This window comes from Kordiimonas gwangyangensis DSM 19435 = JCM 12864 (assembly GCF_000375545.1).
Taxonomy (GTDB): Bacteria; Pseudomonadota; Alphaproteobacteria; order Sphingomonadales; family Kordiimonadaceae; genus Kordiimonas; species Kordiimonas gwangyangensis.
Genome location: NZ_AQXF01000004.1, coordinates 174,717 through 199,310 on the forward strand (window position 1 = coordinate 174,717; position 24,594 = coordinate 199,310).

General features: G+C 57.8%; 25 protein-coding genes and 1 pseudogene. 15 read left to right on the forward strand and 11 right to left on the reverse strand.

Annotated elements, in window-relative coordinates; genetic code table 11:
* Window positions 1-450: 450 nt before the first annotated feature.
* The 4 genes from B150_RS0112355 to B150_RS20885 form a co-directional block, all read right to left on the reverse strand.
* Window positions 451-756, reverse strand: coding sequence for an STAS domain-containing protein (locus B150_RS0112355; protein ID WP_020400246.1), 306 nt, complete (start codon window positions 754-756; stop codon window positions 451-453).
* A 14-nt stretch (window positions 757-770) separates the two neighbouring features.
* Window positions 771-1,910 carry a methyl-accepting chemotaxis protein gene (locus B150_RS20880; protein ID WP_020400247.1) on the reverse strand — a complete coding sequence of 380 codons (1,140 nt, stop codon included), beginning with the start codon at window positions 1,908-1,910 and terminating at the stop codon, window positions 771-773.
* A gap of 28 nt (window positions 1,911-1,938) precedes the next feature.
* Window positions 1,939-2,466 carry a PAS domain-containing protein gene (locus B150_RS0112370; RefSeq protein WP_025896693.1) on the reverse strand — a complete coding sequence of 176 codons (528 nt, stop codon included), beginning with the start codon at window positions 2,464-2,466 and terminating at the stop codon, window positions 1,939-1,941.
* A 123-nt stretch (window positions 2,467-2,589) separates the two neighbouring features.
* Window positions 2,590-3,081, reverse strand: coding sequence for an ATP-binding protein (locus B150_RS20885; RefSeq protein ID WP_020400249.1), 492 nt, complete (start codon window positions 3,079-3,081; stop codon window positions 2,590-2,592).
* A 231-nt stretch (window positions 3,082-3,312) separates the two neighbouring features.
* Here B150_RS20885 and B150_RS0112380 point away from each other — a divergent pair, with 231 nt between their 5' ends.
* Together B150_RS0112380 and B150_RS20890 are read left to right on the forward strand one after the other, a co-directional pair.
* Complete coding sequence (locus tag B150_RS0112380; protein ID WP_202899611.1) at window positions 3,313-3,912, forward strand: hypothetical protein; 600 nt, start codon at window positions 3,313-3,315, stop codon at window positions 3,910-3,912.
* 155 nt (window positions 3,913-4,067) lie between these two features.
* Window positions 4,068-5,699: pseudogene (locus B150_RS20890) on the forward strand (methyl-accepting chemotaxis protein); the annotation flags it as partial.
* Window positions 5,700-5,702: 3 nt separating this feature from the next.
* On the opposite strand, the gene murI reads toward B150_RS20890, so the two are convergent.
* The gene (gene murI, locus B150_RS0112390) at window positions 5,703-6,542 is read right to left on the reverse strand and encodes a glutamate racemase (protein WP_020400252.1); all 840 of its coding nucleotides are present in this window, start codon (window positions 6,540-6,542) and stop codon (window positions 5,703-5,705) included.
* A gap of 15 nt (window positions 6,543-6,557) precedes the next feature.
* Window positions 6,558-8,012, reverse strand: a complete 1,455-nt coding sequence (locus tag B150_RS0112395) for a sigma-54-dependent transcriptional regulator (RefSeq protein ID WP_020400253.1) — start codon at window positions 8,010-8,012, stop codon at window positions 6,558-6,560.
* A 241-nt stretch (window positions 8,013-8,253) separates the two neighbouring features.
* Between B150_RS0112395 and B150_RS0112400 the strand changes: the two genes are divergently transcribed.
* The 4 genes from B150_RS0112400 (at window position 8,254) to B150_RS0112415 (ending at window position 11,946) form a co-directional block, all read left to right on the forward strand.
* The gene (locus tag B150_RS0112400) at window positions 8,254-9,384 is read left to right on the forward strand and encodes a Re/Si-specific NAD(P)(+) transhydrogenase subunit alpha (RefSeq protein ID WP_020400254.1); all 1,131 of its coding nucleotides are present in this window, start codon (window positions 8,254-8,256) and stop codon (window positions 9,382-9,384) included.
* Between the two features lies 1 nt (window position 9,385).
* A complete protein-coding gene (locus tag B150_RS0112405) occupies window positions 9,386-9,682 on the forward strand; it encodes a proton-translocating transhydrogenase family protein (protein WP_020400255.1) in 297 nt (98 codons plus the stop codon).
* Window positions 9,683-9,694: 12 nt separating this feature from the next.
* A complete protein-coding gene (locus B150_RS0112410) occupies window positions 9,695-11,113 on the forward strand; it encodes an NAD(P)(+) transhydrogenase (Re/Si-specific) subunit beta (protein ID WP_020400256.1) in 1,419 nt (472 codons plus the stop codon).
* A gap of 143 nt (window positions 11,114-11,256) precedes the next feature.
* Window positions 11,257-11,946, forward strand: coding sequence for a hypothetical protein (locus B150_RS0112415; RefSeq protein WP_155860050.1), 690 nt, complete (start codon window positions 11,257-11,259; stop codon window positions 11,944-11,946).
* A gap of 268 nt (window positions 11,947-12,214) precedes the next feature.
* Here B150_RS0112415 and B150_RS0112420 read toward each other — a convergent pair whose 3' ends face one another.
* Window positions 12,215-12,538 (reverse strand): nuclear transport factor 2 family protein, encoded by a 324-nt coding sequence (locus tag B150_RS0112420; RefSeq protein WP_020400258.1) that lies wholly within the window; start codon window positions 12,536-12,538, stop codon window positions 12,215-12,217.
* Between the two features lie 117 nt (window positions 12,539-12,655).
* Here B150_RS0112420 and B150_RS0112425 point away from each other — a divergent pair, with 117 nt between their 5' ends.
* Both B150_RS0112425 and B150_RS20895 read left to right on the forward strand, forming a co-directional pair.
* Window positions 12,656-13,006, forward strand: coding sequence for a winged helix-turn-helix transcriptional regulator (locus B150_RS0112425; RefSeq protein ID WP_020400259.1), 351 nt, complete (start codon window positions 12,656-12,658; stop codon window positions 13,004-13,006).
* Window positions 13,007-13,127: 121 nt separating this feature from the next.
* Window positions 13,128-15,221 carry a TonB-dependent siderophore receptor gene (locus B150_RS20895; RefSeq protein ID WP_020400260.1) on the forward strand — a complete coding sequence of 698 codons (2,094 nt, stop codon included), beginning with the start codon at window positions 13,128-13,130 and terminating at the stop codon, window positions 15,219-15,221.
* Window positions 15,222-15,277: 56 nt separating this feature from the next.
* Here the strand turns inward: B150_RS20895 and B150_RS0112435 are convergent, their stop codons facing one another.
* Window positions 15,278-16,390 carry a zinc-binding dehydrogenase gene (locus tag B150_RS0112435; protein WP_020400261.1) on the reverse strand — a complete coding sequence of 371 codons (1,113 nt, stop codon included), beginning with the start codon at window positions 16,388-16,390 and terminating at the stop codon, window positions 15,278-15,280.
* A 171-nt stretch (window positions 16,391-16,561) separates the two neighbouring features.
* Window positions 16,562-16,939, reverse strand: coding sequence for a hypothetical protein (locus B150_RS0112440; RefSeq protein ID WP_026168359.1), 378 nt, complete (start codon window positions 16,937-16,939; stop codon window positions 16,562-16,564).
* 260 nt (window positions 16,940-17,199) lie between these two features.
* Here B150_RS0112440 and gabT point away from each other — a divergent pair, with 260 nt between their 5' ends.
* Entirely contained in the window at window positions 17,200-18,474 is a 1,275-nt protein-coding gene (gene gabT, locus B150_RS0112445; protein ID WP_155860078.1) for a 4-aminobutyrate--2-oxoglutarate transaminase, read from the forward strand.
* 75 nt (window positions 18,475-18,549) lie between these two features.
* Here gabT and B150_RS0112450 read toward each other — a convergent pair whose 3' ends face one another.
* Entirely contained in the window at window positions 18,550-18,867 is a 318-nt protein-coding gene (locus B150_RS0112450) for a hypothetical protein (RefSeq protein WP_020400264.1), read from the reverse strand.
* Between the two features lie 203 nt (window positions 18,868-19,070).
* On the opposite strand from B150_RS0112450, the gene B150_RS0112455 reads away from it, so the two are divergent.
* The 6 genes from B150_RS0112455 to B150_RS0112480 all read left to right on the forward strand — a co-directional run bounded on the left by B150_RS0112455 (window position 19,071) and on the right by B150_RS0112480 (window position 23,106).
* Complete coding sequence (locus B150_RS0112455) at window positions 19,071-19,967, forward strand: LysR family transcriptional regulator (protein ID WP_020400265.1); 897 nt, start codon at window positions 19,071-19,073, stop codon at window positions 19,965-19,967.
* Between the two features lie 153 nt (window positions 19,968-20,120).
* On the forward strand, window positions 20,121-20,621 hold the full coding sequence (locus B150_RS0112460) for a YHS domain-containing (seleno)protein (RefSeq protein WP_020400266.1): 501 nt from the start codon (window positions 20,121-20,123) through the stop codon (window positions 20,619-20,621).
* Between the two features lie 71 nt (window positions 20,622-20,692).
* A complete protein-coding gene (locus B150_RS0112465) occupies window positions 20,693-20,989 on the forward strand; it encodes a BufA1 family periplasmic bufferin-type metallophore (protein ID WP_020400267.1) in 297 nt (98 codons plus the stop codon).
* Between the two features lie 16 nt (window positions 20,990-21,005).
* Window positions 21,006-21,887, forward strand: coding sequence for an MNIO family bufferin maturase (gene bufB / locus B150_RS0112470; protein WP_020400268.1), 882 nt, complete (start codon window positions 21,006-21,008; stop codon window positions 21,885-21,887).
* On the forward strand, window positions 21,884-22,603 hold the full coding sequence (locus B150_RS20900; RefSeq protein ID WP_020400269.1) for an HvfC/BufC N-terminal domain-containing protein: 720 nt from the start codon (window positions 21,884-21,886) through the stop codon (window positions 22,601-22,603). Before bufB ends, B150_RS20900 begins: the two co-directional genes overlap by 4 nt.
* Before the next feature lie 23 nt (window positions 22,604-22,626).
* Complete coding sequence (locus B150_RS0112480; protein ID WP_020400270.1) at window positions 22,627-23,106, forward strand: DoxX family protein; 480 nt, start codon at window positions 22,627-22,629, stop codon at window positions 23,104-23,106.
* Between the two features lie 31 nt (window positions 23,107-23,137).
* Here the strand turns inward: B150_RS0112480 and B150_RS0112485 are convergent, their stop codons facing one another.
* Complete coding sequence (locus B150_RS0112485; RefSeq protein ID WP_020400271.1) at window positions 23,138-24,592, reverse strand: MBL fold metallo-hydrolase; 1,455 nt, start codon at window positions 24,590-24,592, stop codon at window positions 23,138-23,140.
* Between the last annotated feature and the right edge of the window lie 2 nt (window positions 24,593-24,594).

Consider the following 24,594-nt stretch of genomic DNA (forward strand, 5'->3'; position numbering starts at 1 on the left):
CCCGGCGTTTCCGTGCCCGGCAGCAGTTAAGATTCCCGCCTCAGCGCCGCCGGACACAGCTCTGATTGCATGGCGCGCGACCGAAGGCAAACCCTCGGAAACGCTTAGGTGCGCGATCATATTTTTTGTGGACGAGATCATAATTTCAACGGTGTTTCGCCGCTTGAGCAAAGTCAAAGACGGTTTGTGCGCCCTCTGGCTTCATGGATGGGCAGAGAAGGGAACCGGTCGATGAAGGACTATATGAAATGTGGTGACGGGCCCAGCTGTATAAGGTGTCGTCACAACCGCGCAGTACACCCAGTAGGGGTGCGTTACCTTAGGCGCAATGCGCTTGGACGCTGCGACTATTTCGCGGAGAAGGACAAAAGCCCGGATGATCAGCGGGGTGGTCCGCGCGAAAACCCGGAGGAGCGAGAGCGCGGCTAGAGCGCTCTCGCAGTCGCAGGGTCAAACGAATTCAAACATTTGACTGAAATGCGCGATTTCCAGAATGTCGGCAACCTGCCCACCGGCGGGCGGACGCAGTGCCGCGACCGCGCCGCTTTTCTCAGCACCTGCCTTGGCGCGGAGCAAGAGGCCAAGCCCGGCAGAGTCGATGAATGTCAGCGCCTTGAGGTCGAGAATCCATTTGCTGCCACCTGCGGTCGTCATCTCCTGAAGCATGGCGCGGAAATCCTGCTGCACCGAAAACGCGAGTTCGCCCGTAATGTTGGCAGTCACTGTCGTACCGTTTTTCGAGACTGAATATTGCATGGCTTTTCCCTTGATCAAGCGTTCAAGATATTGAGAAATTCGGACGTGGCATCGGTCAGCTGATGCAGCGGCTTGTCGATATCCTCAGCTGACCAGATGACCTGAATGGACGCGGAATAGGACGCAGCGGACGACTGCACGAGTGTGGTCACGCTGCCCGTTACCACTTCGATATCCTGCCTCAGACGGTGTACCTGATCGCTGATCTCAGCGGTGGCGGCGTCCTGTTCTTCAACCGCGGCGGAAATGCCAGCGCTGATCTCGCTCAGCTCGCGCGTGATCTTCTTGATTGAGCTGATGGCCTGCACGCTCTCGGTCGTGGTGGCCTGAATGTGGTTCACTTGATTGACGATATTCTCCGTCGCAGCGGCTGTCTGGTTCGCCAGATTTTTCACTTCGCTCGCCACAACGGCAAAACCCTTACCGGCCTCACCCGCGCGGGCAGCCTCGATGGTGGCATTCAGCGCGAGGAGGTTGGTCTGTTTGGAGATTTTGGTGATGAGGTCCACAACCGAGGTAATTTCGTTGGTGGCTTCCTCAAGCCCCTCAATCTTGCCGCTCGCAAATTCGGTTTCAGACAGTGTTTTGGCAGCGCAGTCGGCAGAAAGGGTAATCTGGCGTGCGATCTCCTGCGAGGAGGCGCGCATCTGTTCCGTGGCTGCTGCAACGCCGTTTGTGTTCTCAAGCGTGCGGCGCGCTGCTTTCGAGACTTCAATGGTGTTGCTTGAATTGGCGTCCGTCTTGCGGATGGTCTCGTTCGCGGCTTCGGCGATTTCTTCCTGGCAGCTCGCCACTTCGCGCACGTGGCGGTCTACGCGCTCAGCAAGCGCGTGGGACTGGTGGTGGAACTGCTCGATAATATCAATCGATGCGTTGATGCGCTGCGCCGCGACCCGGAATACGCCGGGCATGCCGGTCTCGAGAATTTTCCGGTAGAAACGGTTTTCCTGTGTGGCTTTCATTGCCGCAGCGGACTCACGAATGAAGGCGTCATTGCGGTCGATGATGCGGTTGATGGCATTGAAAAGCGGGGTCAGTTCCCCGTCGTTCTGAAGATTCAGAATGCGGGCTTCAAAATCCCCTTCGGCAACGGCCTCACAAACCTTGAGGGCTTTGTCGATCGAGGCAGCAAGGGAGGTGCTGTTTTCAGTCATATCCTGTGATCCTGCGATTGTCTGGCCGTCAGGCGAGGGAGAGGAAAAGCTGGTTTGCGGTCATACCCTTTTCCTTGAGCATGGCTTCAAGTTTCGCGCTTGAGGCTTCAAGGCCTGCCTTGCGGTCGCCGCTCATCTCAAGCGCGCGCAACTGCTTATAAAGGGGAATGATCACATTGTTGATGGTGTCGCGCTTTGGCACCCGGCGGTTGGAGTGGTAGCCCACAATTGTGCCGGCCGCATCAAGGGACGGTGTCACGTGCGCCAGCACCCAGTAATGGTCACCGTTCTTTGCACGGTTCATGACATAGGCGAAAATTTCCTCGCCTGATTTGAGGTGTTCCCACAAAAGCTTGAACACGGCACGCGGCATGTCCGGATGGCGGATCATGCTGTGCGGTTGGCCGAGGACTTCATCCTCCGCGTAGCCGGCGATATTCAAAAATACATCATTTGCGTAGGTGATGTAGCCCTTTAGGTCTGTCTTTGAGACGATGATTTCATCGTCGCCAAAATAAACCTCAACGCCAGTCACCGGTAAAGCTCTGTCGCTCATCAGAGATCCCAATCCAATGCTCTATATTCAACTATAGATTGTTTATGCTGTCGGAATGACAGTCGTTATCCGCGAGGCCCGATAATTGATCGGGAGTTCTAAAGAAATCGTTAGCATTAACAATTAATTATCCATGTTCACGGACGCAACAACAGAATTTCCTTCTTCGGAATAGCGCAACTCGTCAAACGCAAGTTTTCTGGCAATGAGAATGCCGCGCCCGTAGGGGCGATCAAGCTTTTCTGCCTCATGTTTCAGGTACAGGCGCCAATTGAAGCCGGGGCCTTCGTCGTGAATATGAAATGAAATGCATCCCTCGGCGATGGTTGTCGTGACCTCAACCCGACGGTCGCGGTAGGCGGGATCAAGGAGCCGCGCGTTGATCTCTTCCTCCAGGCTATCCTGGCTCAGGAGAATACCTTTCTCGGTGCTGCCAATCTCAAGGTTGCCGTGTTCAATCGCATTCATGAACAGCTCGAACAGGCCGGTCTCGACCGCATGAGGGCGCGGGCATATCGCCGCAAGGTCCCGGGCAAGGGCGCGGGCTTCCTGCACCGTTCTGAAATGGTGCTGGCTTTGAGGTGCCGTATCAGTTGGTTTCTTGGCGAGAGACATCGGAGGCGGGGATCCTGAGCAGGGGATATTATCGTAACTTCCACACCAGTATTAACGGCATATATTTAACGTGTCCTTAAGACAAGTGATGCATTCTCGGCCTATCAGTTTGGGGTCGCATGTCCTCCTGGGACACAGGCAGTGGCGTCACTGCCAGACGAACCAGGCATCTTAAAAATAAGCCTGCTTCGACGGTCTTTCCTCGGGAAGGTGAAAGGAATGTCCGAAACCATGAATAAAATAGCATGTATTCTGGGGTTGCTGGTGCTGGGTTCGCCCGCAGCCGCGCAAACTCCGTCTTCCGCGATCATCGATGATCAGGTTCTGGCCCAGATCCGGGAGTGGCTGGTGGTGCCAGTGGTCTCGCTCACGCTTGAAGCGCAGAACGAGCGGTATACAGACTTGGGCAGCGCCGATATCGACCGCCTCGATACCCAGTGGCGCGCAGAGCGGGAAGCGAAGGAGCAGCCGCTGATCGCCTCCACACTCAACAACCCGCTGTCCACTTACCTGACGCAGGTTCAAGCCGCATCCGCCGGGCTTTTTACCGAGATTTTTGTCATCGACGCAAAGGGCCTGAACGCGGGCCAAAGCAGCATCACTTCGGATTTCTGGCAAGGCGATGAAGCCAAATTCCAGAAGACATATGATGTGGGGCCGGGGGCAGTCTTCATTGATGACCCCGAATTTCATGACCCAACAGGCACATGGCGCGCGCAGGCCAACCTGACCCTGATGGACACATCGGGACAGTCGATTGGTGCCGCGACGGTTGAAGTGAATCTCACTGAACTGGCGCGCCGCAAGGCAATAAAGAAAGGAGCAAACTGATGTTGGATATGATCAGGAAGCTCTCCATCCCTGCAAAAGTGATTGCAGCCTTTGGAATTCTCATCGCTATCATGCTCATGGCCTCCGCAGCCACTATCACAAGCATGTCACAGCTCCAGGGCGCGCTTGCGGGGTCCTCTCGCGTGCAGGATTTCCGCACCAACTATGGTGAGATGATCTCCAGCCTCGACCGGCAGCGACAGGCCGTGCTTTATCTTCTCGTCGCCAGCGACCGGAGCGTGCTTAAGCAATATGATTCCGGAGCCGAGCAGTTTGACCGCATGGCAAAAGAATTGACGGCACAAACGGCTGACAATGAAAAGTTGAATGCCTCGGTTGCCCGTATCATTGATAAAGCACGGGAATGGCAACGGGTTTATGCGAGCAAACAGATTGCGCTGACCTCTCACTATCTGACCGTCAATGAGGCGCGGGCGCTGGAAGCTACCGGGCGCCCCGGCCAGATTTTTGACGATATCCGGACCCTCGAGGAGGAAGTGGACGCCATTGAAGCTGAAATGACAGCCGCCGCCCGCGATGCTGCAGGTTCAGCGATCACGACGGTGGACCGTGCGACAATTGTCTCAAACATCCTTATGTTGGTGATCGCGGTGCTTGCCGGACTGTTTTTCATCCGGCAGATCGCGGTGCCCATTCGCCGCATGACCAGCACGATGCTGACGCTTGCGGACGGTGACAGCAGTGTTGATGTGCCGTGTAGGGAGTTCAAGGATGAGATCGGCCACATGGCGGGCGCCGTGAATACCTTCAAGGAAAACGCGATTGAGCGGGAACGCCTGCGTGCCGAGGCCGAGGAAGCGCGCCTGCGCGAAGAACGTGCCGAGCGCGAACGTATGGAAGCCGAGCGCATCGCGCAGGAAAACGAGATGAAACGCCAGCGCGAGGAAATGGAAGCGCGCGAACGCAAAGCCGCGATCATTACCAAGCTGATTACCGACTTTGACAACAACATCAAGGAAACCATGGGCGAGGTCTCGCGTGAGCTGGATAACCTCATGGGCATCTCGAACATGCTCGTTAAAACAGCGGACCAGACCGGCAGCCAGTCTTCCGCGGCCGCTGCTGCCGCTGAGGAATCAAGCACCAACGTTCAGACCGTTGCCGCCGCGACCGAGGAGCTTGGCCAGTCGGTGTCCGAGATCGCACGCCAGATGGATATGTCCTCCCGCCAGTCGCAGGAAACGGCAGAAGCCGCTGGCCAGTCCGAGAAAATCATGCTGGAGCTGACCAATTCCTCCAGCGCGATTGGTGAGATCGTGAAGCTGATCAACGACATTGCGGAGCAGACCAACTTGCTTGCGCTCAACGCAACCATCGAGGCGGCGCGCGCGGGCGAAGCTGGCAAGGGCTTTGCCGTGGTGGCAAGCGAAGTGAAAAGCCTCGCGAACCAGACCGGCAAGGCGACGGAGCAGATCAGCGAACAGATCGGCGCCGTGCAAACCCAAAGCGAGCGGGCGAGTGAAGCGATGAAGTCCATCCGCCGTGGTATCACCACCATTGCGGAGATGGCCTCAGGCGTGGCGTCCGCGGTGGAGGAACAGCGCGCCGCGACTGACGAGATCGCCCGCAACGTTCAGGAAGCCGCCACAGGCACGCAGGACGTGAGCCGCCACGTGGCCGGCGCGGCTGAAGGTGCACGCCAGACACGGGACGCGTCCGGCAATATGGCGACGGCATCGAACGCGATCCAGCTTTCGACCGAACGCATGCGCAAGGTGACCACAGTGTTCCTTGATGAGGTGCGCCAGCAGGCGCTGAGCGCCTAAAGCCTACAAGACTGTGCCGCCCTCAAAGTGGCACAGGTGCGGCGGCAGGTAACTGTCCGCCAGATTGACATCCTCGGGCCGTCCCGTCGTCATCAGGCGGATACGGCCCGAACCTTTTTTGCGGAATTCGCTGTGCCGCTTGAGGTAATCCTCAAGCGAGGCAGCCACCACGTCGGGCTGGGACAGGATTTCAATGCTCTCCGGCATCGCGGCTTCAAAATAGCTGCGCACCAGCGGGAAATGGGTGCAGCCAAGAAGCGCCGCGTCAGGCAGGCCGCCCGCTTCATGCAGCGCTTCTTCCACATAGCCTTCAATCAGGCCGGCTAGCGGTTTGGGGCCGGTGCCACCTTCGATGGCATCCACAAGGCCGGGGCAGGCTTTCTGTACGAGGCGGATGGTGGGTGCGCGTTTTTTTACTTCTTCCACATAGGCACCGCTTTTCACGGTCTTTTGGGTCGCAAACAGGAGGATGGTTTTGGGCCGTGCGCTTGTGCGTGCCGGATGCTCCTGCGCCCAGGGCACGCCGGTGATGGCTTCCACCATGGGCACCAGCACACCAAGGATGCGGCGGCCCGGATAGGCGTGGGGCAGCCATTTTTGCTGCAGGGTCCTGAGGGCTACGGCGGCGGCTGTGTTGCAGGCCAGCACAACAAGGGTGCAGCCCGCGTCAAAAAGCGTGCTGATGGCCTCGCGCGTCATCTCCACGATTTTCTCGTTGGAGCGGTGGCCATAGGGCGCATTTGCGTGGTCGCCGAGATAGAGGAAATCCTGGTCCGGCATGCGCCGGTGCAGTGCCTCAAGAATGGTCAGTCCGCCCGAGCCAGAATCAAAAACGCCGATCAAATGAGGTGCCCCTTATCAAGGCTCGCCGAGCCCGTATTCCGCAACTTTCCTGTATAGGGTCGACCGGCCGATGCCAAGCCTGCGCGCAACTTCGGCCATACGGCCGTCATACTTGAGCAGGGTGAGGCGAATGATCTCCGCCTCCAGTTCCGCCAGCGGTTTGATGTGCCCGTCAGCCCCATGAAGCACAAGAATAGCCCCGCCTTGTGGCATAATTTCGACATGCGGTGCCGCGCGGCCAAAATGCACGGGCTCCACTGCCTGCGTCGGCATGGGCAAGGGTTGGCCCATCAGGTGCGGGAAGTCGCTTTGGCTTAAGGTCTCCCCGTCCGAGAGGATCACCGCGCGGAACAAGGCGTTCTGCAGTTGGCGGATGTTGCCTGGCCAGTCGTAGCTCGAGAGCAGCGACTGAACGTCAGGTGTGATCTTGCGCCGCGGCACACCTTCCATCTTGGAAATCTGGGTGAGGAAATGTTCGGTCAGCGCCGGGATGTCCGCCCGCCGGTCACGGAGCGGCGGCAACAGAATAGGGAACACATTCAGGCGGTAATAGAGGTCTTCACGGAAAGCCCCTTCGGCCACAAGGTTCGCCAAGTTTCGGTTCGTTGCCGAAACGATCCTTATATCAACGCGGATACTTTGTTTGCCGCCAACGGGGTCGATCTCTTTTTCCTGAATGGCGCGCAGGAGTTTTACCTGCACATCAAGCGGCAGTTCACCCACCTCGTCAAGGAACAGGGTGCCGCCGTTGGCTTCCTGGAATTTACCGATACGGCGTTCGGTCGCGCCGGTGAACGCACCTTTCTCGTGTCCGAACAGGATGCTCTCGACCAGATTTTCGGGGATGGCACCGCAGTTGACGGCCACAAAAGGTGTGTCCTTGCGGTCGCTCGCGGCATGAATGGCGCGCGCGAACACTTCCTTGCCGACGCCGCTTTCACCCTCAATCAGCACCGGGATGTTGGCGCTGGCCGCCTTGCGTGCCAGCTTCACCGCCTTCTGCATCGCCGGGCTTGTGCCCACAAGGCTTTCAAAGCCTGCGGTGTCGGTGGTGCCGCGCATTTGCCCGCTCATGGGGATCTCGCCCACCAGCGCACTGGTCTTGAGCGATGCTTCAATGGCTGTGCGGATACGTTCCGCACTCGCAGGTTTGACGATAAAATCATTGGCGCCTGCGCGCATGGCGTCCACCACCGTATTGATGGACGAATGCGCGGTCAGCATCACCACTGGCAGGTTCGGGTGTTTGGGACGGATGGATTCCAGCACCTCAATGCCGTTCATGCCGGGCATCATCAGGTCAAGGAGCACCACATCCACTTTGGGCAGGGTCTGATCCAGAAGGCGTTTGACCGCCTCCGCGCCTGACATGGCTTTCTCGGAGGTGAAACCCGCGCGCGTGATCACACCGTCCAGCAGTGTGATCTGTGTCAACTCGTCTTCAACGATAAGCACGCGCTCATGCGCCATGGCCCGCTCCCCCAATAGTCCCCGAATCGGACTGTATCATTTCAGGACACATATTAACAAAGATCAAATGATAAAATTTTCAATTACAGTAATTAAGAGAAAGAATGTTGCTTGAAACGCGATTTACGCTACCTTTTCCCCTCAGGCGTGCGGCGCACGGGGGCAATACCAATCATAATCATCACAGAGTTGGTGCCTGCAGCCTTTATTGTTGCCTTTAACGTTTCAGGGAGGGTTACTCATGAAACTAGCCGTACTTCGGGAAGGGCGGGACGCAGAGAAGCGTGTCGCAGCTACCCCGGAAACTGTCAAAAAACTGATTGCGCTTGGCTTTGAGGTCAGCGTGGAAGCAGGGGCTGGCGCAAATGCGTCGATGCCAGACACTGCTTTTGCGGACGCCGGTGCGAAAATTGAAGCCGACCGCAAGACACTGCTTGCGGACGCTGATGTCATTTTCTCCGTTCAGGGCCTTGAGGGCGCTGACGCGGGTCTCGCCAAAAAGGGTGCGGCACAGCTTGCTGTATTGAACCCGTTTGGCGAGAAGGACCGCATGCAGGCCTATGCCGACGCAGGGCTCATGGCTTTCGCGATGGAATTTGTGCCGCGCATTACCCGCGCGCAGTCGATGGATGTGCTGTCATCCCAGTCGAACCTCGCGGGGTATAAGGCGGTCCTTGATGCCTGCGCGGAATATGGCCGTGCATTGCCGATGATGATGACCGCCGCGGGCACCATTGCACCCGCACGCGTTATGGTTATGGGCGCAGGTGTTGCGGGCCTTCAGGCGATTGCAACAGCCAAGCGCCTTGGTGCGGTGGTCTCGGCCACCGACGTGCGCCCGGCAGCCAAGGAACAGGTTGAAAGCCTTGGCGGCAAGTTCGTGATGGTCGAAAGTGAAGAGACCAAAGCGGCTGAAACCTCGGGCGGTTACGCCAAGGAAATGTCGGACGACTATAAAGCCAAGCAGGCAGCCCTGATTGCCGAAACGCTCGCCAAGCAGGATATCGCCATCACCACGGCGCTGATCCCCGGTCGCCCGGCGCCACTGCTTATCACCGAAGACATGGTCAAATCCATGAAGCCGGGCAGCGTGATCGTTGACCTCGCGGTCGAGGCGGGCGGTAACTGCGCGCTCTCGAAACCCGGTGAGGTGGTTGAGGTTCACGGCGTCAAGATTGTCGGCCACAAGAACGTGCCGTCGCGCCTTGCGGCTGACGCCAGCGCGCTTTTTGCCCGCAATCTGGTGCATTTCATCACCCCGGTCGTCAAGGAAGGCGCACTTGCCTTCGATTTTGAAGACCAGATCATCAAAGAATCGCTCGTCACCAAAGATGGCGCGATCGTGAATGAACGCCTGAAGGGGGAGAAATAAAATGGAACAGATCATCGTCAATCCGTTCATCCAGCAGTTCTCCGTTTTCCTGCTGGCTATCTTCATCGGCTACTATGTTGTGTGGTCGGTGACGCCGGCGCTGCACACCCCGCTCATGAGCGTAACCAACGCCATCTCGTCCGTGATCATCGTCGGCGCACTCATCGCCGCCGGTCCTGACGGCATGAGCATCTCGAAAGTGCTGGGGGCCATCGCCATCGGCCTTGCCGCCGTCAATATCTTTGGCGGTTTTGCTGTCACGGCGCGCATGCTCGCCATGTACAAGAAAAAGAAATAGAGGGGAACGCACATGACACAAATGCACGTTGACCTCACGGCAATCGCCTATCTGGTGGCCGCCGTTCTTTTCATCCTGTCGCTTCGGGGGTTGTCCTCACCTGAGACCAGCCGCAAGGGCAATATCTTCGGTATGCTGGGCATGACCATCGCGGTCCTGACCACGATCATGAACCCGGAGATTGTTTCCTACGAGTGGATCATTGGCGCGATTGTGATTGGTGGGGCCATCGGTTTCATCACCGCGCGCAAGATTGCCATGACCCAGATGCCGCAGCTTGTGGCCGCCTTCCACAGCCTTGTGGGCCTCGCGGCTGTTTTTGTGGCGGCATCGGCTTTCCTCAACCCGGCGTCGTTCGGTATTGCGGATGCCATGGGCCATATCCATACGGCATCGAAGATCGAGATGAGCCTTGGTATCGCCATCGGCGCCATCACCTTCTCAGGCTCGCTCATCGCGTTTGCGAAACTGAACGGCAATATGTCGGGCACGCCGATCATGCTGCCCGCACGGCACCTCATCAACATCCTCCTTGGCGCAGCCATCATTGGCGGCATCGGCTGGTTTGTGGTCGATGACAGCGCGAATGTTGCGGGCATTCACATCTTCTGGATCGTGACAGCGCTCAGCTTCATCATCGGCTTCCTGCTCATCATCCCCATCGGCGGGGCGGACATGCCGGTTGTTGTCTCCATGCTCAACAGCTATTCCGGCTGGGCGGCAGCGGGCATCGGCTTCACGCTGGCAAACACCGCGCTCATCGTGACCGGTGCGCTTGTGGGCTCTTCGGGTGCCATCCTCTCTTACATCATGTGTAAGGGCATGAACCGGAGCTTCATCTCGGTGATCCTTGGTGGCTTTGGTGGCGACAGCGCGGCCGCGGCCGGTGGCCATGTGGAAACACGGCCGGTCAAACAAGGCTCTGCTGAGGATGCGGCTTTCATCATGAAAAACTCGTCGAAGGTCATCATCGTGCCCGGTTACGGTATGGCGGTGGCGCAGGCGCAGCATGCCCTCAAGGAAATGGCGGACGTGCTGAAGAAAGAGGGTGTGGAAGTCAAATACGCCATTCACCCTGTGGCTGGCCGTATGCCGGGGCACATGAACGTGCTCTTGGCAGAAGCCAATGTACCCTATGACGAAGTGTTCGAGCTTGAAGACATCAACAGCGAATTCTCACAAGCCGACGTGGCTTTCGTGATCGGAGCAAACGATGTGACCAACCCGTCCGCGAAAACAGACCCGCAAAGCCCGATCTTCGGCATGCCGGTGCTTGATGTTGAGAAGGCAAAAACCGTGCTCTTCATCAAACGCTCCATGGGTAGTGGGTACGCGGGCGTGGAGAACGAGCTGTTCTTCCGCGACAACACCATGATGCTGTTCGCGGATGCCAAGAAAATGGTCGAAGAGATCGTGAAAAGCTTCCACTAAACGTGACACTTTTCTACAAACACACACCCCGGAATGCTGTTCCGGGGTGTTTTTTGTTGGGGCTGTGCCGTTCAGTTTAGGTTCATTTGCACTAATATAAGCTGCAACTTATTATGAATTATGGACCGACGGAGGGCTAGACGATGGTTGGAAAAACTCCAAAGCAGTATCTCGTGCGTACCCTGATGGCCGCGGCCTCACTCGCGGCGGTAGTGCTTGCCGCCCCCGCACAGGCCGATGTTGACGTGAAGTTCGAAGGCTATGTCGCTGACAAGATGGACGCCATCACCCGGATCGACAAAAGCCGCGAAAAGGTTTTCCGCCGTTTCCGTGAGGAGGGCTCCCGCACCCAGGTGCGTGCCAGCGATACGCTGAACCGTTCCTACTTTTCGGGTACCGAATGGGCGAACGAGCGCATCTTCCCAGATTTCTCGAATTACAACGTGCCCGACCTTATCAAAGGCATGATGGAACGCGGCATCAAGGAAGCTGACCCCGACTTTGCTGGCACCGTTGAGGTGACGGTTGATAAAATCCGGGTGAAGGATTTCTCCCTCGCCGTCGTTTCCGCCACCACCACCCAGATGGGCGGGAAGGTGCGGGTGCTCGATGCGGCCGGCAATGTGGTGGCAGAGCATGACGTGTGGGCCGGGATCGTACCCGAGTATAGTGCGTCAACGAATTATAATGGCCGCAACTACGCTTACCTTGAAAGTGCGGCAGACACCCGCATCGGCCCTATCGTGGCTGAGTTCACGGAAAAAGCGCTGGAGACCCTGTACCCCAACTATGACGCGCCGGGCCTTGTGCTTATTCATCCGCGCAGGATGTAGCTGCCCGCCCCACATACACTATGGCACCCAAGTAAAAGGCCGCTGCACGACAGGTGCAGCGGCCTTTTCCCTAGGGGTAGGTAGGGTAGGAAAGTAGGAAATAGGGGCGGGTGGTTCCGGGCCAATATGGAACCACCCGCCAGAGAAGAGCGCCGCTGTCAGGACCGGCGCAGCAGGTTGAGGCATCCGAAATCAACCTGATGACCATGATATGCCATGGATGATATTAATAATCAATCGCAAAAACTACTTTTTGTGAAAAAAGCCGTCACGCCACCCGGAAACTGGAAATCAGCCCGTCTTTGAACTCCAGCAGATAGGTGAGTTCAGCGGGGCTGCCGGGGAAGTTCCCCTCCACACGCATACGGGCGGCAAGGGTCTCGCCTTGCCATTTATAATCAAGCGGTGTGTTGGTGATCTTGTACCGTTTGGTAACATCCTCTTTCCAGCCGCGGATTTCAGCCGGGCCGCGATAGGTTTTGCCTTCGTCCCTTACCACTGCATCGGGGCTGAAGCAGCTGCTCAGGCCTGCGATATCATGGGCGTTGGTGGCCGCGACATAGCGGTCGAGAATTGCGGGGACATCTTTCATCTTGGGCTCCTTGTCTCGGAAGGGTGACCCGGCCGGGGCTCTGGATTGTGCGCCTCTCCAATATGGGATAAACCGTAAAAAGCGACAAGAACCGACAAAAAAGTAGGGTACTTACCTATGAGTAAGAATAGGAGCTATACGCCAAAAACCGCTGCCGATGGTGTCGGTGCCGCGCTCCGGTTCCTCGAAGGACGGTGGAAACTTTCCATCCTTTTCCAGCTTTTTGGCGGCAAAACGCTGCGATTCTCCGAACTGGAGAAAGCGATCGACGGTATTTCCCAGAAAATGTTGATCCAGCAGCTCCGTCAGTTGGAAGTGGACGGCATCGTGCGGCGCACGGTCTACCCGCAGGTGCCGCCGAAGGTGGAATATGAGCTGACAGACTGGGGCCAGGAACTTTGCCCGGCGCTCGACGCCATCCTGACATGGGCGGAGCAACGACCGAGCGGCAAGCCTGAAAAATCCTGAAGCAGCCCGAGCGATCTGGGGTGTTGGTTTAAGGTGTCTTATTAATATTGACTTTGCGAGTCATTATTAATAACGTCCGCGCCATAAATCAAAACCAACTCATTTTGCTCAGGGGTTATTTATGTTTGCACCTTCCCGCCGTGCGCGTGCCCGCCTTCTCGCCCGCGCCTTTGCCTCCAGTGTTGCCACCATCGCGCTCGCGTCTGCCGCTCACGCACAGGACAGTGCGTCCGAGGACGAGGATATCGAAGAAATCATCGTCGAGGGGCAGCTCAGTCGCTACTCGGCGACCAAGATGGACACACCGGTTTTCGAGACCGCACGGTCGGTCTCTATCGAGGATCAGCAACAACTGCTGGACAAGGGTGTGCTGGAGCTCGCTGACGCTTATGTCTATGCGCCCGGCGTGTTTGGCCAGACCTACGGTTTCGCCACGCGCGGTGACTGGGTGAAGGTGCGCGGCCTTGATGTGCCCGAGTACCGCGACAGCCTGCAGGCGCTTTTTGGCAATTATAACAACACGCGCAGCCATGTTTATACGCTGGAGCAGGTTGAAATCCTCAAAGGCCCATCGTCGGTGCTTTATGGTCAGGGTTCACCCGGCGGTCTTGTGAATGTGGTCTCGAAACGCCCGGAGGAGGAAGCCGCCCATGAAGTGGTGGCCGAATACGGCAACTTCGACCGCAAACAGATCGCCGCTGACCTCACTGGCCCCTTGGACGCTGACGGCAAGCTTCTCTACCGCATGATTGCGGTGTACCGCGACGCCGGCACGCAAGTGGACCATGTGAATGATGATGCGCTTGTGCTCGCGCCCTCCATCACATGGCGGCCGGGTGCGCATACCAATATCACCATCCTCGGCAACTATCAGGACTATGACGGGCAGGCGGGCGCGCAGTTCCTGCCGATCTACGGCACCTTGTTGCCAGCGCCGAACGGCGAATATATGGACCCGAATGTGTTCCTTGGTGAACCGGAGTTTGACCGCTACGACACCAAAACCAAGTCTGTCACGCTGCTCGCGGACCATGACTTCAATGCAAGCTGGGGCATGGAAGCCACGGCGCGCTACACGAAGGGCGAGGCGAAATACAATCAGGCCTGGGCGGCGTTCATTGGTGGCACGCGCTATATCGACGATGAGGGCAACGTGCTGCGCACCTTCTATAAAAACGTGGCGGACAGCGAACAGTTCGCGGTGGACGTTCGCGCGCGCGGTGAATTCTCAACCGGCGGCCTTGAGCACAACATCCTCATTGGTGTCGACTATCAGGACGTGAGCACCAACAGCGACTATTATTACGCTTTTGCGCCCGCAGGTTTTGGGATCAATGTGTTCAACCCCGTTTACGGCAATGTGCCGACGGATGCGGAACTTGGGCCCTGGTTCGATAACCCCGAGACCAAAAACGAGCAAGCTGGTTTTTCCGTTCAGGACCAGATCCGTGCCGGTCGCCTGCTGGTGACCCTTGGCTTGCGCGGCGACAAGGTGACGAGCGATACGGGCACCGCCCAACAGGACGACAAGGAACTCAGCACCTCAGTCGGCGTGATGTACCAGCTGCCGGGTGGTTTCTCGCCTTACGCAAGCTACGCAGAATCGTTCGAACCCGTTGTCGGCACCCAGTTTGACGGCACGGCCTATGATCCGCAGAAGGGCAAACAATATGAATTTGGTATCAAATACCAGCCCGAGGGCACCACGGCGCTCATCACCGCCAGCTATTTCGAGATCGACCAGACCAATCTGGTGACCGCCGACCCCGAGCATCCGGGCTTCTCGGTGCAGGAAGGCAATGTGGACATCAAGGGGTTCGAGTTTGAAGCCCTCGGCAGCGTGGGCGACTTCAGCCTTGAGGCCAACTACAGCTACCTCGACACCATCACCAGTGACGGTTACCGCCTCCCCAGCATCCCGGCGCATCAGGCGTCAAGCTGGGTCACGTGGCGGCCGAGCGAGGTGATGCTCGGCTTCAAGGCGGGATTTGGTGTGCGATACATCGGCGCGAGCTATGACGGGGTCGATAACCTCAAAACCCCGTCCTACACCCTCGCCGACGCCATGGTGGGTTACGAGACCGAGCGTTTCGACCTCAGCCTCAACGTGCGCAACATCACCGACAAACAGTATTTCGCCACCTGTATCGCGCGCGGTGACTGTTTCCCCGGCAAGGACCGCACCATCGTCGCGCGCCTCGCGGTGAAATTCTAGCATCGCCCACGTGGGGGCAGGGCCTTGGCCCTGCCTCATGGCACGAACGTCCGCGCTTACGACCAGGGCGTGACGAGATATTTCTCGCCCGTGCGCATGGCGCGGTAGTCGGTCACCGCGTCTTTTGTCAGCATTTCCTCAAGGTTCACGCGCTTCTTGTAGCTGCTCGCAAACGTGGTGGTGAGGTTTTCAAGCACACGCTTGCGCATGCGGGCAGCCGTTTCCATGCCGACAGCCTGCAGGAACGGGAACAAAAGCCAGCCGGACAGGGTCCAGCCGAAACCGTAACTCGGGGTCAGGATCGTCGGGCTCACATCAAGCCGGCCATAGATGAACATGCGCTTCTGCTGGTTGGAGCCGTAGCGCGAATATTCGGTCATCTTCTTGACCGCCACCTGCTCCATCGCCTTGAACGCGGTATCAACCGCCTTGCCGCCGCCGATCGGGTCAAAGCCGTAGAAAGCGTCTGTGTCGTCAATCGCGGCGCGAAGCTGGTTCATGAAATCATCGTCCGATGAGTTCACCACATGGGTGGAGCCAAGCTCCTTCAGAAGCTCGACCTGCGCGTCCTTGCGCACAATGTTCACCAGCGCGAGGCCATCTTCCTTGCAGATGCGTGTCAGCATCTGGCCGAGGTTCGAGGCCCCCACCGTGTGCAGGATGGCATTCTGTTTGTCCATCTTGGCGTTTTCGGCAAAGCCAAGCGCCGTCATCGGGTTCACGAACGCGCTCGCGCCGTCTTCCGACGTGTGGTCACCAAGCGGCAGGCACATCTTGGCATCCACGATACAGTATTGGCTGTAGGCATTGCCCGGCACGCACGCCACACGCTGGCCCATCAGCGCCTTGGCCATGTCACCGTCGCCGGTGGCGACCACAGTGCCCGCGCCCTCATTCCCCGCAGGCAGCTTCAAGCCATGCCGCGCCTTGGAGCCGGTGTTGAAAGGCTCCGGCATGGTGGCAACAAATTTGCCGGTGGAATAGTCGGCATTCTCAAGGTCAGCGGCGCTCGTGAGGATCGCGAGGTCCGACGGGTTAATGGGCGCCGCTTCCATCTTCACCAGCACCTGATTGCCGGTCGGGTCCGGGAAGGTCACATCCTCAATCGCGACCGTGAGCGTGCCATTGCTCTCAAGCGTGGTGAAAAGTTGTTTGCCCTTTGTGCTCATAGCCTTGTCCCTCTTGGTAATGCTGTTCATGCGCCGCCCGCCAGCCGGGGCCGCCACAGATGTTTTGCTATTAGGTCATGTAGCGCGGTTGAGCCAAAGGCAAGGCTGACAGATGCCGTTAAGGCTCCGCCATACACCCGTCCCTGAGCATCCGGGGGGCGCCAAACGGGGCTAAAGCGCTTGCAGTATCAGAAGGACGGAGGCATGGGCCAGAAAAAGGCCCACGAAATATCGGATCAGTTGGTTGTTCCACTTGCCGCGCAGGTACCGGTAAGTTGCAAAAACCAAGACCAAAGCAGCTCCGCCATGCATGCCGAAGATGACGCGAAATAACACCCTGAGTGGGGACCGCCAGGGCATATGGTCCAGATGTGGTATCACTGAAAAAGTCGCCATGACGAAAAAAGGAAGTGAAAAGCACAGGATGAATGAATAATCCCTGACATCTAGGCGGAAGGGCTTTTGGGCAAAGGCATTCCAGACGACCCAGAGAGCAAAACAGGACAGGTAGGCAGGCCAGCCAAGTTCAAGAAGCTTCCCTACCGTCAAAAATATATTGTCCTCGGCTCTCGCTATTGCCTGATATCCTTTGCTGCCTGTGGTTATTGCTTGGGAAAGAGGTGGAACGTGCACAGCGGTTTTGTGCCGCCGCCGCGATCGAACCTAATACGCGAGTATCCAGTACCGTTATCGGAGGACATNTGGAGCGTCTGCTGCCAGAAGAAAATGTTTTTGCTGGAACGGTGACCTTGTCCCGCAACCAGGTTATCGAAAAGGCCCGGCGCGATCGTGGGTTCGTAATAATACATATAGGGACGGTCTGGGCCGGGGAGGCCTATATTCGTGCATGGTCTGGCGANGGTGTGGGCAGCATGCACCAGCGCTTCTCCGCGCATGCCGAGAATGCGGAAATCTGGGACGTTGAGGGCAAGCGCTATATCGACTTCGCGACCGGCATTGCGGTGACGAACACTGGCCATGGTGACCCGCGTATTGTGGCGGCGGTGAAAGCGCAGATCGACGCTTTCTCCCACACCTGTTTCCAGGTCACACCGTATGAAAGCTATATCGCGCTGGCGGAGCGGCTGAACGTACTCGCTCCCGGTGAGACGCCGAAGAAAACCATTTTCCTCACCACCGGAGCCGAGGCGGTTGAGAATGCGGTCAAGATCGCGCGGGCGGCCACGGGGCGCTACGGCATTATCGCCTTCAAGGGCGGCTTCCATGGCCGCACCATGATGGGCATGGCGCTTACGGGTAAGGTGGCACCCTATAAGGCTGGCTTTGGCCCGTTCCCACAAGGCATCTACCATGTGCCCTATCCGGTGCCGTACCACGGTGTGACGGAAGAGATGGCGCTTGAAGGCATCGCTGACCTGTTCAAGGCTGACATCGCACCCACGGATGTGGCGGCCATCATTCTTGAACCCGTGCAGGGCGAGGGTGGTTTTTATGCCGCCTCGCCTGCGTTCATGAAAGCGCTGCGTGATCTCTGTGACCAGCACGGCATCCTCTTGATCTGTGATGAGATCCAGTCCGGCTTCGCGCGGACGGGCCGCCTGTTTGCGACCGAGCATTCGGGTGTGGAGCCTGACCTGATGACCATCGCCAAAGCCATGGCGGGTGGTTTCCCCATCTCCGGCGTGATCGGCAAGGCTGATGTGATGGATGCGGCTGCACCCGGTGGGCTTGGCGGCACCTATGGTGGCTCCCCGCTCGGCTGCACCGCAGGCCTCACGGTGCTCGATATCATCGAGGAAGATGACCTCTGCACGCGTGCGCAAACGATCGGCACACTCTTCGCACAGCGGCTTGAGGCGATGAAGGCCGCCGGCGCCAGTGAAATTGGCGATATCCGCGCCCTTGGTGCGATGATCGCGATCGAGATCGTCAAGGACGGTAACGCAGACGCGCCGGACCCTGCGCGTACCACCGAGATTGTCAGACACGCCGCAGAAGCGGGGCTTATCCTGCTCTCTTGCGGTATTCGCGGTAACGTCATCCGCTTCCTGCCAGCGCTCACCGCGTCAGACGAAATCCTCCATGAAGGGCTCGATATCCTCGAGGCTGTTTTACAGGCCTGAGGGCGAATTTAGCGCCGCACAGATCCCGCACACTTTCCGCACACTTCCAAGCGGGTTTTGTGCGGGGCCTCAGCGCTACTTGATGGTCTCGATAAAGGCTTTAATCGCCTGAATATCCGCGCGTGTCAGGCCCACATTGTAGGCTTGCGCCTCGGCCTCCTGCACCTCCTGCGCACTGCCCATCTGGATTGCACACGATAGTCTGATGGCAGCAAGTGCATGAATATCAAAGCTTTTTCGGCTTCGTGCCGCATCAATTTCCACGCCAACGATACCGATTTCCCGCGCGCGTTCATCCTGTTCCGCGAGGGTATCCTCACAGTCGCAGTCGGCATGAAGGGCAATTTCAATCAGCATTTGCAGGCGTGCGCTCAGAACGTCCTGGGGCTTCAACTCTCATACTCCAATACATCTATGGTCCGGCCAAATCGGTCGGTTGTTTATGCCCCGTGCTTTAAAAAGCTCTCGCCCGTGCCGTCGCTCAGGCGTCAGTAACCCACACTGATATGATGCCCATAACGATTAAACTATTGAATGCTGGAAAAATTGAACTCACTATTGCGTAAAGTGGAACAATTAGATGAGTAGGTGCAACAATGGCCCGGCTTGAAGCAATGCGTGTATTCGTGAAAGTGGCGGAAACCAGCAATTTCGCCAAGGCCGCCCGCCAGCTTTTCATGAGCCCGCCCGCCGTGAGCCGCGCCATCAGTTTCCTTGAGGACCAGATCGGCACCTCGCTTTTCATGCGCACCACCCGGTCGGTCAAGCTTACGGAAGCCGGGCAGCGTTACCTTGAGGATTGTCGCCGCATTCTGGCGGACGTGGCGGAGGCCGAGGCCGCCGCCGCGGGCCTCTATGCCCGGCCAACCGGTACCCTGAATGTCACCGCGTCCGTGCTTTTCGGGCAGAAATTCCTTGTGCCGATCCTGACCGATTTTCTGGACGAGAACCCGGAGGTCACCGTGGTCGCCACTTTCGTGGACCGCGTGGTGCACATTGTTGATGAGGGCATCGATGTTGCTGTGCGTATTGGGCATTTGCCGGATTCGAGCCAAAGCGCCATCAAGGTGGGTGCCGTGCGCCGCATTGTATGTGGCGCACCCCAGTATTTTGCTGCGAACGGCGTGCCGAAGACCCCGGCGGACCTCGCGCACCACAAGATTATCACCAGTACAAGCGCCTTCGCGTCACACGAATGGCGCTTTGGTGGCGCGCAGAAACAGTCGATCAACGTGTCGCCACGGCTGAATTTCAGCACCTTCGAGGCCGCCATACAGGCCACCTTGCAGGGCTGGGGCCTGTCGCGCCCGCTATCTTATCAGGTTGGCCCCCACCTTATGTCAGGGCAACTGCAGACCGTGCTGTCGGAATTTGAAGAAGAACCACTGCCCATCCATATCGTGCGGCCCGCAGGCCGACGGCCGTCGGCAAAAGTGCGGGCTTTCATCGATATGGCGGTGGACCGCTTGCGGGCAGACCGCTTCATCAACTGATCAGCTGCAAAATTATTCCATAAAACGGTTTAATCAATTTCATTTTTTGCCCATTAAATAAATCATGGGAACTATCGATATCTCTTGGCGACGAAACACACTGGTTCATCGCTCGGGCAGTGCCATGAGCAGCCCGACAAAAGGAGATACATCATGAAATCGAATTCCACCCGTTCCGTGCTCGCGGCTATCGGCCTCGCACTCGCAGCAACCACCGTTACCGCCATGCCAAGCTTCGCGGTTGTTGAAACATCCACGTCTGCCGTGAACACCAATGAAGAAGGCCTTGCCATGCACGGCTACGACCCGGTGGCTTACTTCATGTCAAACGCGCCGACGAAAGGCGACAAGAAGTTCGCTGTGAAACACATGGGCGGCACCTACTTTTTCGCCAGCGCCAAAAACATGAAGGCTTTTCAAGCTGATCCGGCTGCCTACCTGCCGCAATACGGCGGTTTCTGCGCCATGGGCGTTGCGCTTGGCAAGAAACTGGATGGTGACCCGAACGTTTGGAAAATCGTCGACAACAAGCTGTACCTCAACGTCAACAAGGACGTTTCCATGGCTTGGCAGCGTGACATCCCAGGCAACATCGAGAAAGCCGACGACTACTGGCCGGAAGTCAAAGATCAGACGCCAGCGGCGCTGAACTAAGCCAGTTTGACCGAGCAGGGGCCGCGAAACTGCGGCCCACTGACCTCCAATCCCCCAAAAAGGAACCGATCATGGATTTCAAGAAATCGGCCTATGTGGCGGCTGCTGTGGCAGCTGTCGCAGCGAACCTCGCCACCACAGCCCCCGCTGACGCGCGTGAACCGAAAGAGAAATGCTTTGGTGTTTCGCTCGCCGGTTACAACGACTGCGCCGCAGGCCCGGGCACGTCCTGCGCTGGCAGCTCCAAGTCTGACTATCAGGGCAACGCTTGGAAACTGGTGCCAAAGGGCACCTGCACGACAATCGAGTCCCCGTCTTCACCAACCGGTTTCGGCCAGTTGAAAGAATTCAAAGAAGTTAAGCGCTAATCAAGAAAGGAAGCCCATGAATACCGCCCCCTCGCAGTACCCCCCTGTCTGCAATGGGCTTCCTCTTGGTGCAGGGGTTGGCCTGAAAAGACAGCTGGTCTCGCCACTTCTGGCCAACCCCACCTCCGTAGACTTCATTGAGGTCCACGCAGAAAACTATATGTCCGGCAGCAGGCAGCTTGAGATGCTGCAGGACCTGGGCAAAACCTGGCCGGTGTCGGTTCACGGTGTTGCCCTGTCGCTCGGCGGTGAAGACCCGCTTGATATGGCGCACCTTAGCCGGCTCAAACACCTTCTTGATACCGTCAAGCCGGCGAGCTTTTCAGAGCATATCGCCTGGTCCAGCCACAACGGGGTCTATTTCAACGACCTGCTACCACTCCCCTATAACGCCCAGTCGCTTGAGCATCTGAGCGCGCGTGTTGATGAGGCGCAGCAATTCCTTGGGCGCCGGATGCTGCTCGAAAACCCCTCAAGCTATGTCCGGTTCGAGACCGATACGATGGCAGAGGCGGACTTCATTGCGGCGCTTGTGGAGCGCACCGGTTGTGGCCTCCTTCTGGATATCAATAACCTTCATGTATCGGCGCAGAACCACGGCTGGGACGCGCTTGATTGGCTCGCTCGCCTGCCGCTTGGTGCGGTTGGCGAAGTGCATCTGGCGGGGCATGAGCGCACACTCGACGCAGACGGTGCCGAGCTTCTGATCGATACGCACAGCGACGCGGTCGCGGACCCGGTCTGGAACCTGTTCAGTGACTTCCTGGTCCTTGCTGGCCCAAGGCCAACCTTGATTGAGCGCGATAACAATGTGCCGGCATTTGAAGCCCTTCTCGAGGAAGTCTGGCTTGCCCAGTTACTGCTGGCCGCAGCGAGAGAAAAGGAAGCTGCGGCATGATCGCGTCTTTTGCATATGCTGTGCTGGCGGACCACGCATCCGCGCCGACTGCCATCCGGCAAAGCGGTGACAGGTTCAACGTTTACCGCAACACTTTCCGCACCAGCGTCGCGGGTGCGCTCGCTGATGTTTTTCCGGTTGTCGGGCGGCTTGTGGGCGATGAATATTTTGCGGCGCTGGCCCAAGCCTTTGTGCTGGACCACCCACCAGAGACCCCCGTGCTGGCGGATTATGGCGGCGACTTTGCAAGCTTTATTGCCGCTTTTGAACCCCTGAAGACCATGCCCTATATCGCGGATGTCGCAAGGCTTGAGTGGGCCCGCACACGCGCTTTTTATGCGCCTGATGCACCTGCCACCGACATTGACAGTGAGATTGACCTGATAGCCGCGATGCAACTGTCGTTTCACATGCCGGAAGGCGCCAGCCTGCTCTCCTCCCTCTTTCCGGTGGGCTCACTGTGGCAGGCCCATCAGGTTGAGCCGGTGGTGCCGATTGACGACTGGCGCGCAGAAACGGTGGCCGTATGGCGCAATACCGGTGACGTGCAGACGCATGTCCTGAGCGGCACCGAACATCTCATCCTGTCGCACCTTTTGACCGGTGACATCATCGGATCGATTTTTGGCCGGGCGACTGGCCAGAATGAGGCGACTGATTTCCTTCAATCCTTTGCAGCGCTGGTCTCCATGGGGCTGGTTGTTGCCCGCATTTAAATACTTAGAAAGGAACCCAAAACATGTCCCCCAATCGACTGACAGACCGCTTTCTGAAGCCGAATGATGCGCCGCCGCGTGTTGAGGCCGATATCACCCAATTCATGTTGCGGCTTGGATTGGCCGGTGTTTTCTGGGCGTCTGCCCGGACCAAGGTAACCGAGGGGCTGACCATCAGCGACAGCACCTATTATCTGTTCGAGGAAGAATATCAGCTACCTCTCATCTCCAGTGATCTCGCGGTTCCGCTCGCGACCTATGCGGAGCACCTGTTTCCGGTTCTTTTACTCGTTGGCTTGGCGTCTCGTTTTTCGGCGCTTGCGCTTTTTGTCATGGCGCTGGTGATCCAGATATTTGTCTATCCGTCGGCTTTTGTTTCCACCCACCTCGGTTGGTTTGCGTTGGCACTCGCGGTCATGGTGTATGGCCCCGGAAGGCTTTCGCTTGATCACGCGATTTCGCGCTACCGGGCGGGTCGCATGAACGGCGGGTATGGGCACTAGGGAGCCGCATGCTCCCTAGTTGTATTCAAGGCTATCCCTTCGCGCAGATGCGGTAGCCCACAGGGCAGGTGACACCCTTGTAGGCATCGACCGCTGTGTTCAGCTCATCGGCCGATAACGCACGTGGGCCGTGGCCATCAACATATTCAGTAACATCCAGCCCCAAAGCCTGTACCTTGTCCCGGAATGTCACCATATCCTTGTGCACGCGGGGGCGGCCGACCTTAAAGGGTACCTCAAAATGGTCCTCGCCAAAGACCAGTTTGGCTGTGGGCACATAGACCAGCAGGTAGTGTTCCGCATGGGCGGTGGCGATATCGAACACTTGCACTGCACCTTCGCCAAAGCTTGCCCTGTCGTCCACGAGGGACAGTCTCTTCTCCGGAAGGGCCGTTGGCAGCGCCTCCTGCGCGGTGGACAGATGGTCTGCGACAGTGACTAGCGTCGCACCGAGCTCAGCTACGTCCGCGAGCACGCCAAGGTGTTCACCATGATGATGGGTGAGGATGAAATACGTCAGCGGTTTGCTGGTCGCGAGATGCGCTTGCAATGCCTCGAAACTTGCCTTCAGCGCGTCCTGCCCGCCAGAGGCAATGAAGTATTCACCGGCATCAACAAACAGGGTGAAGGATCGGCCTTTCCCCGCATGATAAACGCCGTCTCCCACCTTGCGGACCATCATTGCAGAAGTATCAAACCCCTCCCCCCACGAGGTATAGCCAGCCGCATCAGGGAATTTGTCCGCGAGGCTCGGGTTGATCTCGATGTTGCGGTCGACAGAGATTTTCCGTGCCTCTCCACCCACGAAGAAATTCATGTCCTGCGCGTATGCAACGCCGCCAGATTTCTGGTGGTTCGCGAATATATGACTGATCTCGCCCACGCGGGCGTGCTGCCTCACACGCTTGGAAATGAGGCCGGTTTGCGCATTGATGTAAAGCGTATATTCCGCGCTCGTGCCTGCACCCACCTTCAGCTTGTGGTGCTGCGCACCGCGGTAAGGCGCATCACCGTCATAGGCCAAACTGTCTTGTGCGTCCGCCAGCGTGCGGGCAATCATCGTGTCGCTCGCACTCTCGACAGAACGCCCGAGGCTCTCGAAATTCAGCCAGTCTTCACCCGAATATTTAGCGTTGAGCACATCGTAGATACGGCCCTTCTCACCGTCGAACACAAAGATGTCGAGGTCCTTACCGGTGCGCGACACTCGCCACGACAGCATGCTTTTGCGCTTGCCCTCAAAGTCGATCGTCAGCTCCGCATTGTCGCGGAAAAAGTCCGGCTGGCCCGGGCTGCCGTTCTGGCCGGGCCATGGGCCTTTGCTGTAGTCAGTGATGGTGATGCTTTTGGCCGCCATCAGGCTGTCGCCGCCATAAGCTTGGGTAACCTTGGCGACGATCGCATCTTCTATCTCGCCAGCCTGTGCAGGCATGAGCGCACTGAGGGAGGCAAGTCCGGCAAATGCGGATTTCTTGAGTATATTCATTG

What these genes read in the sequence shown, in the direction of transcription:
- B150_RS20900 (WP_020400269.1), top strand. Translation starts at nt 21,884, where the DNA reads ATGATCGCGTCTTTTGCATATGCTGTGCTGGCGGACCACGCATCCGCG.
- B150_RS0112465 (WP_020400267.1), top strand. Translation starts at nt 20,693, where the DNA reads ATGGATTTCAAGAAATCGGCCTATGTGGCGGCTGCTGTGGCAGCTGTC.
- B150_RS0112410 (WP_020400256.1), top strand. Translation starts at nt 9,695, where the DNA reads ATGACACAAATGCACGTTGACCTCACGGCAATCGCCTATCTGGTGGCC.
- B150_RS0112380 (WP_202899611.1), top strand. Translation starts at nt 3,313, where the DNA reads ATGAATAAAATAGCATGTATTCTGGGGTTGCTGGTGCTGGGTTCGCCC.
- B150_RS0112425 (WP_020400259.1), top strand. Translation starts at nt 12,656, where the DNA reads ATGAGTAAGAATAGGAGCTATACGCCAAAAACCGCTGCCGATGGTGTC.
- B150_RS0112455 (WP_020400265.1), top strand. Translation starts at nt 19,071, where the DNA reads ATGGCCCGGCTTGAAGCAATGCGTGTATTCGTGAAAGTGGCGGAAACC.
- B150_RS20880 (WP_020400247.1), bottom strand. Translation starts at nt 1,910, where the DNA reads ATGACTGAAAACAGCACCTCCCTTGCTGCCTCGATCGACAAAGCCCTC.
- bufB (WP_020400268.1), top strand. Translation starts at nt 21,006, where the DNA reads ATGAATACCGCCCCCTCGCAGTACCCCCCTGTCTGCAATGGGCTTCCT.
- B150_RS0112420 (WP_020400258.1), bottom strand. Translation starts at nt 12,538, where the DNA reads ATGAAAGATGTCCCCGCAATTCTCGACCGCTATGTCGCGGCCACCAAC.
- B150_RS20885 (WP_020400249.1), bottom strand. Translation starts at nt 3,081, where the DNA reads ATGTCTCTCGCCAAGAAACCAACTGATACGGCACCTCAAAGCCAGCAC.
- B150_RS0112480 (WP_020400270.1), top strand. Translation starts at nt 22,627, where the DNA reads ATGTCCCCCAATCGACTGACAGACCGCTTTCTGAAGCCGAATGATGCG.
- B150_RS0112435 (WP_020400261.1), bottom strand. Translation starts at nt 16,390, where the DNA reads ATGAGCACAAAGGGCAAACAACTTTTCACCACGCTTGAGAGCAATGGC.
- B150_RS0112355 (WP_020400246.1), bottom strand. Translation starts at nt 756, where the DNA reads ATGCAATATTCAGTCTCGAAAAACGGTACGACAGTGACTGCCAACATT.
- B150_RS0112460 (WP_020400266.1), top strand. Translation starts at nt 20,121, where the DNA reads ATGAAATCGAATTCCACCCGTTCCGTGCTCGCGGCTATCGGCCTCGCA.
- B150_RS0112485 (WP_020400271.1), bottom strand. Translation starts at nt 24,592, where the DNA reads ATGAATATACTCAAGAAATCCGCATTTGCCGGACTTGCCTCCCTCAGT.
- B150_RS0112400 (WP_020400254.1), top strand. Translation starts at nt 8,254, where the DNA reads ATGAAACTAGCCGTACTTCGGGAAGGGCGGGACGCAGAGAAGCGTGTC.
- B150_RS0112405 (WP_020400255.1), top strand. Translation starts at nt 9,386, where the DNA reads ATGGAACAGATCATCGTCAATCCGTTCATCCAGCAGTTCTCCGTTTTC.
- B150_RS0112370 (WP_025896693.1), bottom strand. Translation starts at nt 2,466, where the DNA reads ATGAGCGACAGAGCTTTACCGGTGACTGGCGTTGAGGTTTATTTTGGC.
- B150_RS0112415 (WP_155860050.1), top strand. Translation starts at nt 11,257, where the DNA reads ATGGTTGGAAAAACTCCAAAGCAGTATCTCGTGCGTACCCTGATGGCC.
- B150_RS0112395 (WP_020400253.1), bottom strand. Translation starts at nt 8,012, where the DNA reads ATGGCGCATGAGCGCGTGCTTATCGTTGAAGACGAGTTGACACAGATC.
- B150_RS20895 (WP_020400260.1), top strand. Translation starts at nt 13,128, where the DNA reads ATGTTTGCACCTTCCCGCCGTGCGCGTGCCCGCCTTCTCGCCCGCGCC.